Genomic DNA, 16,522 nt, shown 5'->3' with positions numbered 1-16,522 from the left:
AACCTGTACCATTATACTGAATTTGTTTTCAATTTTCAATACATTCCGAATATTAAAAACACTCATATAGTTATTATACAATTTTATAGGTAGCTTGTCTGTACATTTTCTCTATGTTCAGCCCATTATATAAACATTATATTAATAGGAGGTTATTTTAATGGAGCATTCCAAGACACGCATGATAGCAGAAGCTGGTGTAGCTATTGCTATTGCACAAGTATTATCTTTCATTACACTTTTTCATATGCCACAAGGCGGTTCCATTAAGGCCGCATCCATGGTACCTCTCATGATTTTTGCATATCGCTGGGGTGGTGCACGCGGTATTTTGGCTGGCGTTGTATATGGTATACTTCATTTTTTGCTCGGTTTTAAATCATCTATCCATTATCTAAGCATCATCCTAGACTATCTTTTTGCTTACGGTGTTATTGGTGTGTGCGGGTATTTCAAAGATAATATGACAGGTCTTGTTAGCGGATCTATTGTTGCTATTGCGCTTCGTTGGTTTGTGTCCGTAACAAGTGGTGCTGTTGTATTTGCTAGTTATGCACCGCAAGGTCAAAATCCATGGATCTACTCTATGATTTATAATGCATCTTATATGGTGCCAGATGGAATTCTTAATATTGTTGTGTTGTTGTTTATTTACCAAGGGGTAAAAAGAGGGTTGAAACGCGGTGCTTAATTTAGGCGTAATTATTTTGGCTGGTGGCCTAAGTTCACGCATGGGATATCCTAAGGCTTTATTGCCTTGGACGAATGGTGAAAGTCTCATTTCTCATGCGTTGCGCAATGCATTAGAACATGATGCTAATGACATTCTCATTTCTATCGGTGACGATGAAAGTCTAGGCCAAGCCATTCAGGCTAATATTATCGACACATTGTCGAATAAAGAGAAAGAAAAAGTTTCTATCGTTCGGGATTCTGTTCCTCGAAGTGGTCCATTAGGCGGATTATATAGCACATTGGCCGTAGGCAAGAGTCATGCTTATGCGGTGTTAGCCGTAGATATGCCATTTATGGATTTTAATTTATATTACGATTGGCTCTACCAAGTAGAGGGCGATGACTGGCGTGTTATTGTGCCTGTTGGTGAAAGCGGACGCTTTGAGCCGATGGCGGGAATATATAAACCGTCTATTGCTCCTTTACTACAAACTGCGTTAGCAGGAGACGATGTATCCTTGCATCACGCATTAGACCTTGTAGGGTCTGTGGTAACTATCGATACAGGTGATTACGGTCATCATTTGCGTAATGTAAATCATATAGAGGCTTATAAGTGGGCTCGTGCAGAGGCTGTTAATGCTAATCGTCAAGTTCCACTTATCAGCGTGGTTGCTGAAAAACGTAAGACTGGTAAAACTATGGTGGTAACGCGACTCGTTAAGGAATTAGAACAAATTGGTTTCTCTGTAGGCGTTGTAAAAAGCGATAAACATGGTTTTCACATGGATTATGAAGGAACTGATACGGATCTTGCTATGAAAGCAGGCGCCACGGCCGTAGCCATTGCAGGCCCAACGGAAACGGCCATACGCATACGCACTGAAAAACAATCTAATCTGTATGATTTGGTACAGCAATTACCTGTAGATATTGCTATACTAGAAACGAGATCTCAAGGTATATTTCCGATTGTAGAGGTAACCAGAGAGGGGTATACAGAATCACTGATATCCAGTGATATAGAACGCGTAGAGACCATAGAGGTTACTAAATTAGATCAATGCATACCAACTTTGGTATGTCGAATACAAAGTATGATGAGGAATTTAGATGATAGCCGTTACTGTTGATGAAGCGCTTCATTTGTGGAATGAGGCTTTACGAGAACAACATCATAGCATCGAATCCATTGCCGTTGGCGACGCAAAAGGATGTGTGTTAGCCGAAGATGTTTTGGCACCTACCGATGTGCCCGCTTTTCATAAATCTGCAATGGATGGGTATGCCTTAGCATATGATCCTAATTGTGATACCTATATCGTCGATGGTATCATCGGCGCTGGTGTCGTATGGGATAAGCCTGTAACGACTGGCCATGCCGTACGTATCATGACAGGTGCTCCTGTACCAAGTACTTGTGATACAGTTATCATGCAAGAACAAGTGAAAGGTACTGGCGAAGTAGGGGCTACGATTACTATACAAGGTACGCAACAAAAGGGTAGCCATATTATCCCTCGTGGTGAAGAATGTTCCGCAGGGACCGTTGTTATTCCAAAGGGGACAGAAATAACCTCTACGGTGCAGACAATTTTGACCGGACTTGGTTGCATCGATGTGTCTGTGTATGCGATGCCACGTATACTGGTTCTTACATCAGGCTATGAAGTTATTGAGCCGGGCGAACCCTTAACTGCAGGAAAAATTTACAATTCAAATCGCATGATGATTTGTAGTTTACTTGCTGATTTAGGTTTTCGGCGCGTTACCCATTATCATGTGAGTGATGCACCGGATAGACTATACGCAGAAATTGAACGCGTTCTTGAACTCAGTGAACAAGCAGATATTATCATCAGCTCAGGCGGAGTATCTGTAGGTATGTTTGATACAATGCCTCTTATATATGAAAAGTTAGGAGCTAAAACCTTATACGGTCGTATCCAAATGCGTCCCGGTGCAGCCTCCTATGGGTCCGTTACGCCTAAAGGTCAACTTATCTTTGGTTTATCGGGAAATCCCGGTGCAGCCTTTAATGGTTGGCACCTATTAGTGGTTCCTACCTTGCGTAGATATAAAGGTATTAAAAATTGGTCCACCCCAGTACTTAATTGTGTAATGGATTGTGATCTATCTAAACGTAATGCCTTTGATCGCTACGTGCAAGGCAAGGTCATATTTGGTGATGGACAACCTCGTTTTGTGGCAAATCGTCACTTTAACAGTAGCAGCATGCTTGGATTATATACCGTTAATGCCTTAGCCTGCATTCCTAAAGGCGTACATGAGGTACATGAAGGAGATATATTTAAGGTATATTTGCTAGGCCTCATACCAACAATATAATAAATTGCAAGGGACTCATGTATGAGTCCCTTTTTAAATTAGTACAGGCCTGTACTAATTCTGGGCCCATATGTATAGGCTCGTTACAAATACTACAGGCCTGTACTAATTCTAGGATCATATGTATAGGTTAGTTGCAAATAGAACAGGCCTGTACTAATTTTAGAACCCTATGTATAGACTCGTTACAAATAGAACAGGCCTGTACTAATTTTGGAACCATATGTATAGGCTCGTTACAAATAGAACAGGCGTGTACTAATTCTAGGACTGCATGTATAGGCTCATCGCGAATAGAACAGGCCTGTACTAATTCTAGGACCCTATGTATAGGCTCGTTGCAAATAGAACAGGCCTGTACTAATTTTGGGAACAGTATGTATCGGAATCGATATTAAAAAATAAAGATGATATTGACCGTAATTGAATGAATATATCATAATTAAAGCATCTCTTTGATTGGAATGAGATGCTTTTTTCATATGGAGCGGTTAAGATGCTATGGATTATTTTGATTATACCTATAAGCACAATTATATAGAGTTTAGCAGTAGTATATATAAGGTTGGTACTTATACTTACAATTGGCACGGAGGGACCGAGATTTTTATTCTCTTAAAGGGTCGTGTTGAGATGAGTTGTAATGATGAGGTTTTTACGATGGAACCTCTTGATGTTGTTATTATTTCTCCTCAAGTGGGACATTCAACACTCGCTCTTGAAGAGGATGTGGTTGCCTTTGTTATTCAAGTAGGTAATGAATTTTATCAACAGTATGATTCGGATTTTGGCATGTATGAGTTTGTTATTCGTTCCGATGCGAGCACACGTCGTAATGAATTTTTTACGACATTACGTCATCATGCGGCCATGACGATGTTATTAATGAATAAAGGTGAAAACCCAATTCATCGTATGTGGATAGAGCATCATTACTTGTCTTTAGCGGGGGATGTATTTAGAGAATTTGATCCAGTCAAAAAAATCCATGAAAATGCAAGACCTGGTGATATTAAACCGGCTACCTTTGATAAAATGATTGAGTATATCGACGAACATTACCAACAAAAGTTAGAACTAGAAGATATTGCGAGAATAGGTGGCTATAATGTGGCCTATACATCACAATTCTTTAAACGGCAAATGGGCATTTCTTTTGTGGACTATGTATTGCGGTTGAGACTGCGAGATGCTACGACACAATTAACTAGTACGGATGAGTCTGTTGCAAGGATTGCAAGTAGTTGTGGATTTGCAGATATCAAGGCCTTTAATGTAGCTTTCAAAAAGCATTTTCATATGACGCCAACAGAATATCGTAAGCAAGTGAAAGAAATTGGACGTAAAACAATGGTACAAGATTCGAAGGAAATTATTTCGGTTGAAAATCAAGATGTACTAGACCTATTACAATCCTTCCTGTCTTATGAAGATGATGCTAGAGCAAAGGCGGAGTTAGAGTACATGAGCCACAAGCTAGAATCATTGAAAGCGAAGCTTGCCGATGTTGTTAGCGAATTATAATTACTATCTATAGTATGGTGTGGCAATGATGGAACTTTTGCTGTTCATGCAAAATATTTTTTGTAGCATATAGAAAAATTAGACCTAGGTGATTTTCTATATATTTAAAAATCATATATTTCTTAGAAGAGTATTACTGTTGATAAGTAGTGCTCTTATTATAGGAAAATCTATAGATTTTAGATTGATCAAAATGAGAAAATAGTAATGATTCCATATGTTTTCTATGATTTTACCTAAATAAATTACCTTTTAATATGGATAGTTATATCGACCAAAACGAGTAGAATATGATTCATCAGATAACAAACACGTATTGAGTTACTAATTTTGGAGGATATAATGACTCGTATTAAATTCATGGAAAACGTAGGTAAAGTTGCAACAGTTACAGCAGTAGCAATGTATGTATCTTATTTCCCACAAATTATGAACAACCTAGCTCATCCAGGCACAGGCGATTGGATTCAACCATTAGTAGCAGCTATCAACTGCACATTATGGGTAGCATATGGCTTGTTTAAAGAACATAGAGATATTCCAGTTGCATTGGCCAATGCACCAGGCATCTTCTTCGGTTTAGCAGCAGCTATTACAGCTCTTATGTAATTTTCTACATAAGCATTTCACATCGAGTTCTCTTTCGTGGGACTTGATGTGACTAAATCAATAAATAATCTTAAAATGCTGTTGACCATTTTTAATTATATATATCATAATAAATGCATCCCTTGGATTTATTAGGGATGCATTTTTATGTTAGAAGATGAGGTAATTATGGATTACTTTTACTATACATATAAACATAATCATATAGATTTCAGTAGCCATATATACAAGGTTAGTACTTATCATTACAACTGGCATGGAGAAACGGAAATTCTTATTTTGCTAAAGGGCCGTATCGAGATGAGTTGTAATAGTGAGGTTTTCACAATGGAACCTCTCGACTCTATCATTATTTCTCCTCAAGTGGGGCACGCTACGTTGGCATTAGAGCAGGATACGACGGCATTGGTTATTCATGTAGGTAAGGATTTCTTTCAACAATTTGATCCGAACTTTGGAATGTATCAATTTGTGATACGCTCTGATAAGTCTAATCGGCATAATCCGTTCTTTACCTCTTTACGACATCACGCAGCCATGATGATGTTGATTAAGTCTAATGGTGAAAGCCCCATTAATCAGATGTGGTTAGAACATTACTATTTAGCATTAGCCAGTGAGGTATATGATGAAATTGATGCGGTTAAGTCGATTCATGGTAAGCCTGTTGATATGACAGTAGCTACCTTTGATAAGATGATTGCCTATATAGATAAAAATTATCAGCAAAAGATTGAATTAGAAGATATTGCCCAAATCGGTGGTTATAATGTGAACTATACATCTCAGTTCTTTAAACGCCAATTAGGCGTTTCCTTTTTAGAGTATCTCTTGCGGATGAGGCTAAGGGAGGCTACAGTTCGTTTAGCTAATTCTGATGATGGGGTTGCTCATATTGCAAGTAGTTGTGGCTTTGCAGATATTAAAGCCTTTAATGTTGCCTTTAAAAAGCACTTTCATACGACACCATCAGAATATCGTAAGCAAGCAAAAGAGTTAGGGCGTAAGACCAAATTACATAATTGGAAAGAGATTATATCTACACAAGAGGAAGATATTGTAGAACTACTGCAATCTTGTTTGCCTTATGAACATGATTCTAGTTATAAGTTAAAGCTAGAGGAAGCGAATCAAAAATTACAAGTTGTTAGAGAACAGCTTGAATCTGTTGTTAAAAAATTACAATCCTAACCTTAATTAGTACAGCCATTGTAAATTGTTATAATTTTATGGTTTTGCGTTTTAAATTTAGGGAGATATACAATCATTAGGTATAGGTAATTTTGTATATTCTAAAGTAATTGGTCATTAGATCCTGAAAGAGCACTACTTTTTGATAGGTAGTGCTCTTTTTGTGCTTGTATATAGGTTAAATTGTATATTTTGTATGCGTTAAAATTTACTTATATAGGTGATTCATTATGATTGCATAGGGATTTCACTCTCAAAAATCAACTTGTATATTGGATAGTTATATCCTGAAAAAAGAGTATAATGAAATCATCGAAAGGAGCTAAGGTTCCGATACAAAATAAATGCTAAGTTTTAAATAATGAAGTCCTGTTGGAGGTTTACGATGAGTACGAAAGAACAACAAGTACAAGAGATGACGAATGTCATTGCTAAGTTCATTGCTTATATGGCAAAGAAATTACCTGATGATGTGGAAGCTAAAATTAAAGAATTGGCAGCCGATGAAAAGAATCCATTAGCTAAAACAATTTATGAAACGATGCATAAAAATATGGACCTTGCGTATGAATTGAATCGTCCTTCTTGCCAAGATACAGGAGTATTGCAATTCTGGGTGAAGGTTGGTTCTAATTATCCATTAATTGGTGAACTTGAAGAAATCTTGCGCAATGCCACATATCAAGCTACGCAAGATGCGCCACTTCGTCATAACTGTGTAGAAACATTTGATGAATTCAATACTGGTAAAAATATTGGTCGCACTGCACCTTACATTACATGGGATATCGTACCTGATCGTGATGATGTAGAAATTTTCCCATATATGGCCGGTGGCGGTTGTTCCTTGCCAGGATCTGGTAAAACATTGATGCCAGGCGAAGGTTATGAAGGGGTAGCTAAATTCGTATTGGACTTGATGACAAGTTATGGTTTGAATGCATGTCCTCCATTATTGGTTGGTGTAGGTATTGCTACATCTATCGATACAGCAGCAACTATGTCTAAAAAAGCATTGATGCGCCCTGTATCCTCCAAAGCAGATAATGAAAAAGCAGCGTACATGGAACAATTACTTGAAGACGGTATTAATGCATTGCACCTTGGACCTCAAGGTATGGGTGGTGACAAATCTGTTATGGGTGTAAACATCGAACATGGTTCTCGCCATCCATCTGTAATTTCCGTAGCTGTTAACGTTGGTTGCTGGAACCATCGTCGCGGACATATGGTATTTGATAAAGACGGTAAGTACGAAATTTTATCTCACAAAGGAGTGACATTCTAATGGCTAAACATATTTTGACAACACCAATCCAAGCATCTGATCTTAAAGGAATTAAAGCAGGGGATATTATTTACTTAAATGGTCACATCACAACATGTCGTGATGTAGCTCATCGTCGTCTTGTTGAATATGGTCGTGAATTACCAGTAGATGTTCGTAATGGTGCCATTTTACATGCAGGTCCAATCGTGCGTGACCATGGGGATGATAAATTCGAAATGATTTCCGTAGGTCCTACTACATCTATGCGTATGGAAAAATTCGAATATGAATTCGTAAAACAAACAGGTGTACGCCTCATCGTTGGTAAAGGTGGCATGGGTCCTGAAACAACGCGTGCATGTAAAGATTTTGGTGCTCTTCACTGCGTATTCCCAGCAGGTAATGCCGTACTTGCTGCTACAGAAGTAGAAGAAATCGAATCTGCGAACTGGCGTGAACTCGGTATGCCTGAAACCTTGTGGACTTGCCGTGTAAAAGAATTTGGTCCACTCATCGTATCCATCGATGCGGAAGGGAATAACTACTTTGAAAATAAAAAAGTAGAATACAATGCGAAGAAAGATGAAGTGTTAGAAGAGATTTATAAACACGTAAGCTTCATTAAATAATCGAATTGTGATCTTCAATTTAATAGGGGGATTATACGGATTTTGTACAATCCTCCTTTTTTGTACCCTTTTTTAGGGATTTACACGTATTGGGAGGTATGTATGGATACGAGTGTAATGATAACTCTTGGCTTCTTGGTATTTGCCATCGTCATGTTTGCATGGGAGAAAATCCCATTATCTATTACTGCTATGGTTGTAGCAGTAGGTTTGCACTTAAGTGGAGTCTTATCCGCTAAAGAAGCATTCGCCGGTTTTGTAGATCCAAATGTCTTACTATTTATGGGCATGTTTGTTATTGGTGAAGCCTTCTTTGCAACTGGTGTAGCAGTGGGTGTAGGTAATGTAGTTCATAAGTTTGCCAAAACTGAAACGTCTTTGCTCGTTGCTGTTATGATGATTACAGGTATATTATCTGGTTTCTTATCTAATACTGGTACAGCTGCTGTACTAATTCCTGTAATTATTGGTATTTGTAAAAAAAGTGGTTTTAAACAAACTAAATTATTGATGCCTCTTGTATTTGCTGCAGCTATGGGTGGTAATATTTCACTTATCGGCGCTCCTGGCAATATGATTGCGCAAGCGGGCTTACAACAAGCGGGCCTAGGCTCTTTTGGTTTCTTTGATTATGGTCTAGTAGGTTTGCCAATTCTAATTGTTGGTACTATTTTCTATGCTACAATTGGTAAACGTTTCTTACCAGATGCTCCAAGTCATCAACCAGATGGTGCCTTTGAAGGTAATGATGATTATAGTCATGTACCATCTTGGAAAAAATGGACTGCTGCAATTGTATTAATTTTGACAGTTGGTGCTATGATCTTTGAAAAACAATTAGGTGTAAAACTTTATGTAAGTGCCTGGATAGGTGCGCTTGTATTAGTTGCTACTAATGTTATTAGTGAAAGTGCAGCTGTTAAATCTATAGATATGAAAACAATCATGCTCTTCGCTGGCTCTATGGCCCTTGGGGACGCAATGGTTAAAACAGGTACTGGTTCTGTAATTGCAGATCTTATCGTAAACAGCCTTGGTGCTAGTCCATCTCCAATTGTTGTTCTAGTAGTAATCTTTGTACTTGGTGTGTTCATGACGAACTTCATGTCTAATACTGCTACCTGTGCATTATTGGTACCAATCGGTCTTAGCTTAGCATCTCAATTGGGATTCGATCCAAAAGCGGTGCTTGCAGCTATCGTAATCGCTAGCTCCTTAGCATATGCTACACCAATTGGTATGCCGGCCAATACTATGGTATATAATATAGCTGGTTATAGCTTCATGGACTATGTGAAAGCTGGTTTACCACTCATTGTCGTGTCTAGTATTGTAGCATTAGTATTATTGCCAATCCTATTCCCGTTCTAATATGTACAAAGTAATTTTATATAGTAAGTGATATTAAACCATCACCGTTGGTGGCGGTTTTATTGTTGAACTCCTTAGACTATGTGTGCCTTAGCCTATTGATTAGAAAGAGCAATATACATATAAGTAAGAAATGATTAGACATAATCCATACTTTCACATATAATAGAAAAGTAACGAGTGTACAAATATACATTCACAGTAGACAAAACAGGTGGATATGAGGAGGAATTATGCTTACCGATATTGAAATAGCTCAACAAAATAAGATGGAAAAAATTCAGGTTATTGCTGATAAATGTGGTCTTACACCTGATGATATAGAGCAATATGGTCATTATAAGGCAAAAATTTCTTTTGATGCCATTAAGCGTTTAGAAAATAAAAAAGACGGGAAATTAGTTCTCGTTACGGCTATTACACCAACGCCAGCAGGGGAAGGGAAATCTACAACTACCATCGGTTTGGTGCAAGCATTAAATAAAATTGGTAAGAAGGCTATCGCCGCACTTCGCGAGCCATCCTTGGGACCTGTATTCGGTATCAAGGGCGGCGCTGCTGGTGGCGGTTATGCCCAAGTAGTACCAATGGATGATATTAATCTTCATTTTACCGGTGATATGCACGCCATTACAGCGGCAAATAATTTGTTGTCCGCTATGATTGATAATCACATCCACCAAGGTAATGAGCTCCAAATCGATTTGCGTCAAATTTCTTGGACACGTGTTCTCGATATGAATGATCGTGCATTGCGCAATGTAACTGTCGCACTGGGGGGCAAGGTATGTGGTTTCCCTCGGGAAGATCATTTTATGATTACCGTTGCCTCTGAAATCATGGCTGTTTTATGTTTAGCTAAGGATTTAGAAGATTTAAAAGCGCGTTTTGGTCGCATCGTCATCGGCCCAAATCTTAAAGGTGAACCGGTATATGTACATCAACTCGGATGTGAAGGTGCGATGGCACTTCTTATGAAAGATGCTATTAAACCAAATCTTGTACAAACATTGGAGCATACACCTGCCATCGTTCATGGCGGTCCATTTGCTAATATTGCACATGGTTGTAACTCCGTGGTGGCTACAAAACTCGGCATGAAACTTGGTGATATCGTGGTGACAGAAGCTGGATTCGGCGCTGATCTAGGGGCAGAAAAGTTCCTCGACATTAAATGCCGTTATGGCGATATCTTCCCAAATGCTGTTGTCATCGTCGCTACATTGCGCGCTCTTAAGATGCATGGTGGCGTGTCAAAACAAGAATTGAATACAGAAAACGTACAGGCTGTAACAAAGGGCTTCAGCAATTTGCGTAAAGCTATTGAAAATATGCGCTTCTTCGGTGTACCTGTTATGGTTGCCATCAATAAATTCGTTACCGATACGGATGCAGAAATTGCGGAGTTAACTCGTTTGTGCAATGACTATGGCGTGCCTGTAGAGCTCAATGAATGTTGGGAAAAAGGTGGCGAAGGCGGTATCGATATGGCTAAACGCGTTGTGGAACTCGTGGAAGGCAGCGAACCAACACCTAAATTCGTATATGAATTAACAGATAGTATTGAAGATAAAATTGGTAAAATCGTTCGCACTATTTACGGTGGTGATGGCGTAACATTTGGGGCAAAGGCGAAAAAACAAATCGCTCAATTAAAAGACTGGGGCCTTGATAATCTACCTGTTTGTATGGCAAAAACGCAATATTCCTTGTCTGATAACCCAGCTCTATTAGGGGCACCAACAGGTTTTACAATCAATGTAACGGATATTCGCGTTGCTAATGGTGCAGGATTCCTCGTATGCCGCACAGGTGATGTTATGGTTATGCCAGGTTTACCTAAACGTCCTGCCGCACTTAACATGGATATTGATTCAGACGGCACTATTAAAGGCTTATTCTAATAATATGGTATTGTAATCGACATAGTATTTTTATTGACATAGTATACAGAAGGGGCGATGGCCCCTTTTGTTATTGAGGAGTATATATGGATTTATTGACGAGTTCTGTAAAAGATTTTGTAGCGGCAACCGCTTCAAAGGAGCCAACTCCAGGTGGCGGTGCTATTGCAGCATTGACGGCCGCCACAGGTGCAGCGTTAGCTGAAATGGTAGCGAATTTAACCTTTGATAAAAAAGGGTACGAAGATGTGCAAGAGGAGATGCATCTTTTACAACAGAAAGCAGAGTTTATTCGAGAAAAAGCGCTTTCACTAGCACAAGCAGATGCTAATGTATTTAATTTGTTTATGGATGCCTTGGCATTGCCAAAAAATACGGATGAAGAAAAACTAGTGCGTACTGCTGCGATTCAACAGGCTTATAAGGATGCAGCTAATGTACCTTTAGAAATAGGCATGATTAGTTATGAAATATTTGATCTTGCCTATGTTGCGGCTACGAAGGGCAACCAAAATCTCATTACCGATGGTATTATTGCAGCTATTAATGCAAGAGCTGCGGTAAAGGCAGCCTTTTTAAATGTGCGTATCAATATATCTGGCATTAAGGATGAAAGCTATGTAGCTGATTTGAAAGCGCAAATGAATCAAATAGAATCTGAACTAGACGAAAAGGAAGCATCCGTTTTAGCCTTGTACAAATAAATGGACGATAACATACTTTTACACTAAGAATGTTCGGGAAAAAATAAAATAGAAAGCCTTAGAAAATAAAATTTCTAAGGTTTTTCTTTTTCTATTGTTAAAATCCGAATAATAACGTAGAATATAAGTGTAATGTTTGTAGTTTAGAAAACAGGAGACCATTATGTCAGAACAAAACAATACTGTTGACTCTATGTTGCCAATACCTAAGCTGTTTGCCTACGGTTTACAACACGTATTAGCAATGTATGCCGGTGCTGTAGCGGTACCAATCATTATTGCGCAAGCTATGCATTTGCCTGTAGAGGATTTAATCCGACTTATTACAGCGGACTTATTTACTTGCGGTATTGCCACACTTATTCAAACATTAGGGTTTGGTAATATTGGTGGTCGAATCCCGATGATTCAAGGCGTAACCTTTGCCTCTGTTGGTCCGATGGCCATGATTGGTGCTCAACATGGCATGACCGCTATTTACGGTGCCATCATCATAGCCGGTATTTTTACATTCTTAGTGGCACCGTTTTTTAGTCGTTTGATTCGTTTGTTCCCACCGGTTGTAACAGGTACCATTATTACAATCATTGGTATTAACCTTATGCCAGTTGCCGTCAACTGGATGGGGGGCGGTGTAGGTAATCCGCAGTTTGGTAGTCTTACCAACATAGGACTCGGGTTCCTTACATTCTTAATCGTTATTTTTACTTATAAATTTGCCAAAGGTTTTCTTGGTAATCTTTCCGTTTTAATTGGTCTTATTGGTGGTACGGCTATTGCCTTTGCCATGGGAGTAGCTAATTTTGCTGAGGTAGGCAAAGCTCATTGGGTAGCTATGATTGAACCTTTCTACTTTGGTATGCCTACATTTGATTGGGCATCCGTATTTTCCATGGTAGTCGTTATGCTCGTTGTTATGGTTGAAACAACTGGCGATAGTATTGCTATCGGTGAGATTGTAGATAAAAAAATCGATCGTAAGGAATTGGCATCCATTATCCGTGCCGATGGTCTTTCCACTGTTATTGGTGGTATTCTTAATAGTTTCCCATATACAGCATTTGCTCAAAACGTTGGTCTTATCGCTGTAACACGCGTTAAAAGTCGTTTTGTAGTAGCTGCATCTGGTGTAATCTTAATTCTATTAGGTTTATTCCCTAAATTGGCGGCTGTTGTAGCAAGCATTCCAAATTCAGTGCTCGGCGGTGCTGGTATTGCTATGTTTGGTATGATTATTGCTAGCGGTATCCGTTCGCTTGGTAAAGTTAATTTTGAGGGTAATCAAAACTTGATGCTCGTTGCTATTAGTATTGGCGTATCCATGATTCCTATTGCGGCACCAACATTCTATGCACATTTCCCTGCATGGGCTCAAATTTTATTAAAATCTGGTATTACCTTTGGTAGTATCATGGCCATCCTCCTTAACTTATTGCTCAATGGCGTGAATAAGGGCGATGAATTTAAAGAAATGGGCCGTCGTTAATCGGCTTTCACCATTATTAATATTAAGAACTCTACTCATCATGGGTAGGGTTCTTTTTTTGAAAGTAATAATCTTGAAATAGTGACTAAACTCACAGGGGGTACACCTATATACTATGTTATAATAAATTGATAAATTTAGATGATTTGTTCCCATAAGAAGGGAAGGAGTTTATGGCTGAAGGTAAGATTATTGCCATCTCGATTAGCGAGAAAAAAGGGCAAAAGAAACATAATATTGAATCTGCTAATCTCATCGTAGATTACGGCATGGAAGGCGATGCACACGCAGGTAATTGGCATCGTCAAATTAGTTTGCTCGGCATTAAAAGTATTGAGCATATGCGTGATAAAGGGGCCGATGTAAAGCCTGGAGATTTTGCTGAGAATATCACTGTTGAAGGCATTGTGTTGTACGAGTTGCCGGTAGGAACTAAACTGCAATTAGGCCATGAGGTATTGCTTGAGGTAACACAAATCGGTAAAGAGTGCCATCACGGCTGTGAAATTATGAAACAAGTTGGATCATGTATTATGCCTACGCAAGGAATTTTTGGTAAAGTTCTAAAAAATGGTACAATTAACGTAGGGGATGAAGTATCGATTATTAAATAATGTTGTAAATGAGGTGTACTATGAAGGATGCATGGGGCCGAACAATTGAATATGTACGTCTGTCGTTGACGGACGCGTGCAATTTTTGCTGCCCTTATTGTCGACCAGCAGAGATTACACCACAAAGCCAACATCAACTACTATCTGTGGATGAATGGATGACTATTTTAGGGGCATTTCATCAAGTGGGGGTGAAAGCTGTACGCCTTACTGGTGGTGAGCCGTTATTATATCCTCATATTGAAGAGTTATTAGCACGTATCAAGCAGACCGGATGGTTTGAAGATATATCCATGACTACTAATGGTAGTTTATTGGCACCTAGAGCTACTAAATTAAAAGAACTTGGCTTAAATCGTGTAAATATTAGCCTTGATTCCCTTGATAGCGATGCCTTTGCTCTATGTGTGGGCAAAGCTAACCAGCTAGATTCCGTTCTAAATGGTATTCAAAGTGCTATTGATGCTGGTTTTACTTCTGTTAAAATCAATACTGTCCTTTCACGTCACTGGACTGATGATGAAGTTCATGATTTGCTAACGTATGTAGAAACTTGGCCGGTGATTTGGCGTTTTATCGAGTATATGCCATTTCAAGGCGATGCGTTTCATGGGCCGACTTTTGATGAATGGAAGGCTCAATTAGAACGCGTCAGTGGTGGTATCCTCACTGAAAATCACGATGTATACGGCTTTGGACCTGCCACGTATTATAATTTACCGAGTGGTAAGGAGATTGGTTTTATCTTCTCCATGTCTCATAGTTATTGTGATACATGTAATCGCGTTCGCCTTACCTCAGATGGTCAAATGCGACTCTGCCTTCTACGTGATGATGAGGCCGATTTAGTGTCTCTTGTACGTCGAGGTTTAAGTGAAACTGAACTCGCTAGTCATATTGAATGGGCACTACAACGTAAACAAGAACGTCATGATGGTGTTACTATGGATCAACCAGAACGCCCTATGTGGCGCATTGGAGGATAGTATGGGATTCTTTGATTTTCTGAAACCGAGAAATAAAGAGTTTGTCGAATCCTGTTGGCCTGGTGGTAAAATGTTACAAGTCCACATGGAATACGATACACAAAAACTTATATTTACCTATATAGGCCGTTATGGATTACAATTTAGCGTGCCTAAGGCTGATGTAACAGACATCATTGTGAAAGAAGTAAGTCGTACCCATAGCGTCATTCAAATTTATCATGGCGATGTATGTGTGGGAACTACGGATATCATTCCTACAGAGGCTTGTGAAACGATAAAGAATTGGATGCTAGAATTCTAATATCCTATGCATATAGATATGGTATAAATCAAATTGATATATTTTATGGGAATGTAATAAATATTCTTTACATTCCTATAAAATAAGCATATAATAATTCATGTCATGGACCACTAGCTCAGCTGGCAGAGCACCTGACTCTTAATCAGGGTGTCCAGGGTTCGAACCCCTGGTGGTCCACCAAAATAAACCCGCACGGTTGTGCGGGTTTTTCTTATTGTACGCCGAATAGGCATGACTAAACCCCCAGTTAAACTGGGGGTCGGTAAAAAATTCTTAGAGAAAAGGAAAGAACCTCCTAGTGGTAAAATGAAGTTGGTCTGGCAACCACAACATTTCAACATAGGAGGTTCAATGTCAATGAATGACGTAAAAAGCTTATCACATAGTAAATGGAGATGTAAATATCATATTGTTTTTGCACCAAAGTATAGAAGGCAAATAATTTATGGACGGATAAAAGCTGATGTAGGTAAAATTTTAAGAGATTTATGTAATAGAAAAAATGTAGAGATTATAGAGGCAGAATGCTGTCCGGATCATATTCATATGTTAGTAACTATTCCACCACATTTAAGTGTATCAAGTTTTATGGGATATTTAAAAAGCAAAAGTAGCCTCATGATATTCGATAAACACGCAAATTTAAAATATAAGTATGGAAATAGACATTTCTGGTGTAGAGGATATTATGTGGATACAGTGGGAAGATACGAAGGAGCGATAAAAGAGTATATTCGCAATCAATTACAAGAAGATATAGCACAAGATACATTAAACTTTAAAGAATATACCGACCCGTTTACGGGTGAGCCGGTAAAATAGGCAAAATAAAAGCCCCCGAGTAGGGGGCAGCCAGTGGTAATAGAGTGGTTGTCAGATCATTCAAAGCCCTCTTTAGAGGGC

At 38.8% G+C, this 16,522-nt stretch carries 16 protein-coding genes and 1 tRNA gene; all 17 read left to right on the top strand.

Features of this window, described 5'->3' with window-relative positions; translation table 11 throughout:
- Window positions 1–160 precede the first annotated feature (160 nt).
- The gene (gene thiT / locus VAHSUH02_RS01060) at window positions 161–691 is read left to right on the top strand and encodes an energy-coupled thiamine transporter ThiT (RefSeq protein WP_005382503.1); all 531 of its coding nucleotides are present in this window, start codon (window positions 161–163) and stop codon (window positions 689–691) included.
- Window positions 684–1,808, top strand: a complete 1,125-nt coding sequence (locus tag VAHSUH02_RS01055) for a molybdopterin-guanine dinucleotide biosynthesis protein MobB (protein WP_005382502.1) — start codon at window positions 684–686, stop codon at window positions 1,806–1,808. The genes thiT and VAHSUH02_RS01055 overlap by 8 nt, the downstream gene beginning before the upstream one ends.
- Window positions 1,789–3,024 carry a molybdopterin molybdotransferase MoeA gene (locus tag VAHSUH02_RS01050; RefSeq protein ID WP_005382501.1) on the top strand — a complete coding sequence of 412 codons (1,236 nt, stop codon included), beginning with the start codon at window positions 1,789–1,791 and terminating at the stop codon, window positions 3,022–3,024. Before VAHSUH02_RS01055 ends, VAHSUH02_RS01050 begins: the two co-directional genes overlap by 20 nt.
- A 501-nt stretch (window positions 3,025–3,525) precedes the next feature.
- Window positions 3,526–4,548, top strand: a complete 1,023-nt coding sequence (locus VAHSUH02_RS01045) for an AraC family transcriptional regulator (RefSeq protein WP_005382500.1) — start codon at window positions 3,526–3,528, stop codon at window positions 4,546–4,548.
- Between the two features lie 342 nt (window positions 4,549–4,890).
- Window positions 4,891–5,157, top strand: coding sequence for a membrane protein (locus VAHSUH02_RS01040; protein WP_005377360.1), 267 nt, complete (start codon window positions 4,891–4,893; stop codon window positions 5,155–5,157).
- A 168-nt stretch (window positions 5,158–5,325) separates the two neighbouring features.
- Complete coding sequence (locus VAHSUH02_RS01035) at window positions 5,326–6,348, top strand: AraC family transcriptional regulator (RefSeq protein ID WP_038148611.1); 1,023 nt, start codon at window positions 5,326–5,328, stop codon at window positions 6,346–6,348.
- Window positions 6,349–6,733: 385 nt separating this feature from the next.
- Entirely contained in the window at window positions 6,734–7,636 is a 903-nt protein-coding gene (gene ttdA, locus VAHSUH02_RS01030) for a L(+)-tartrate dehydratase subunit alpha (protein WP_005382498.1), read from the top strand.
- Window positions 7,636–8,247 carry a L(+)-tartrate dehydratase subunit beta gene (gene ttdB, locus VAHSUH02_RS01025; protein WP_005377424.1) on the top strand — a complete coding sequence of 204 codons (612 nt, stop codon included), beginning with the start codon at window positions 7,636–7,638 and terminating at the stop codon, window positions 8,245–8,247. Before ttdA ends, ttdB begins: the two co-directional genes overlap by 1 nt.
- Before the next feature lie 102 nt (window positions 8,248–8,349).
- A complete protein-coding gene (locus tag VAHSUH02_RS01020) occupies window positions 8,350–9,618 on the top strand; it encodes an SLC13 family permease (protein ID WP_005377373.1) in 1,269 nt (422 codons plus the stop codon).
- A gap of 233 nt (window positions 9,619–9,851) precedes the next feature.
- Window positions 9,852–11,522, top strand: coding sequence for a formate--tetrahydrofolate ligase (locus tag VAHSUH02_RS01015; RefSeq protein WP_005382497.1), 1,671 nt, complete (start codon window positions 9,852–9,854; stop codon window positions 11,520–11,522).
- 86 nt (window positions 11,523–11,608) lie between these two features.
- Window positions 11,609–12,226 carry a cyclodeaminase/cyclohydrolase family protein gene (locus VAHSUH02_RS01010; RefSeq protein ID WP_005382496.1) on the top strand — a complete coding sequence of 206 codons (618 nt, stop codon included), beginning with the start codon at window positions 11,609–11,611 and terminating at the stop codon, window positions 12,224–12,226.
- Between the two features lie 163 nt (window positions 12,227–12,389).
- A complete protein-coding gene (locus tag VAHSUH02_RS01005; RefSeq protein ID WP_105112028.1) occupies window positions 12,390–13,712 on the top strand; it encodes a nucleobase:cation symporter-2 family protein in 1,323 nt (440 codons plus the stop codon).
- Between the two features lie 173 nt (window positions 13,713–13,885).
- Window positions 13,886–14,326, top strand: coding sequence for an MOSC domain-containing protein (locus VAHSUH02_RS01000; protein WP_005380570.1), 441 nt, complete (start codon window positions 13,886–13,888; stop codon window positions 14,324–14,326).
- Window positions 14,327–14,346: 20 nt separating this feature from the next.
- Window positions 14,347–15,312, top strand: coding sequence for a GTP 3',8-cyclase MoaA (gene moaA, locus VAHSUH02_RS00995; protein ID WP_005380654.1), 966 nt, complete (start codon window positions 14,347–14,349; stop codon window positions 15,310–15,312).
- A 1-nt stretch (window position 15,313) separates the two neighbouring features.
- Window positions 15,314–15,616 carry a hypothetical protein gene (locus VAHSUH02_RS00990; protein WP_005380673.1) on the top strand — a complete coding sequence of 101 codons (303 nt, stop codon included), beginning with the start codon at window positions 15,314–15,316 and terminating at the stop codon, window positions 15,614–15,616.
- Between the two features lie 107 nt (window positions 15,617–15,723).
- Window positions 15,724–15,799, top strand: a tRNA-Lys gene (locus VAHSUH02_RS00985).
- 177 nt (window positions 15,800–15,976) lie between these two features.
- Window positions 15,977–16,441: an IS200/IS605 family transposase gene (tnpA, locus tag VAHSUH02_RS00980; protein ID WP_005375295.1), complete on the top strand. Its 465-nt coding sequence runs from the start codon at window positions 15,977–15,979 to the stop codon at window positions 16,439–16,441.
- Window positions 16,442–16,522: the final 81 nt, after the last annotated feature.

Origin of the sequence: Veillonella atypica KON (genome assembly GCF_002959915.1) — a bacterium.
GTDB lineage: Bacteria > Bacillota > Negativicutes > Veillonellales > Veillonellaceae > Veillonella > Veillonella atypica.
The sequence above is the reverse complement of the archived record's forward strand: the minus strand, read 5'-3'. Positions and strand labels throughout refer to the sequence as shown.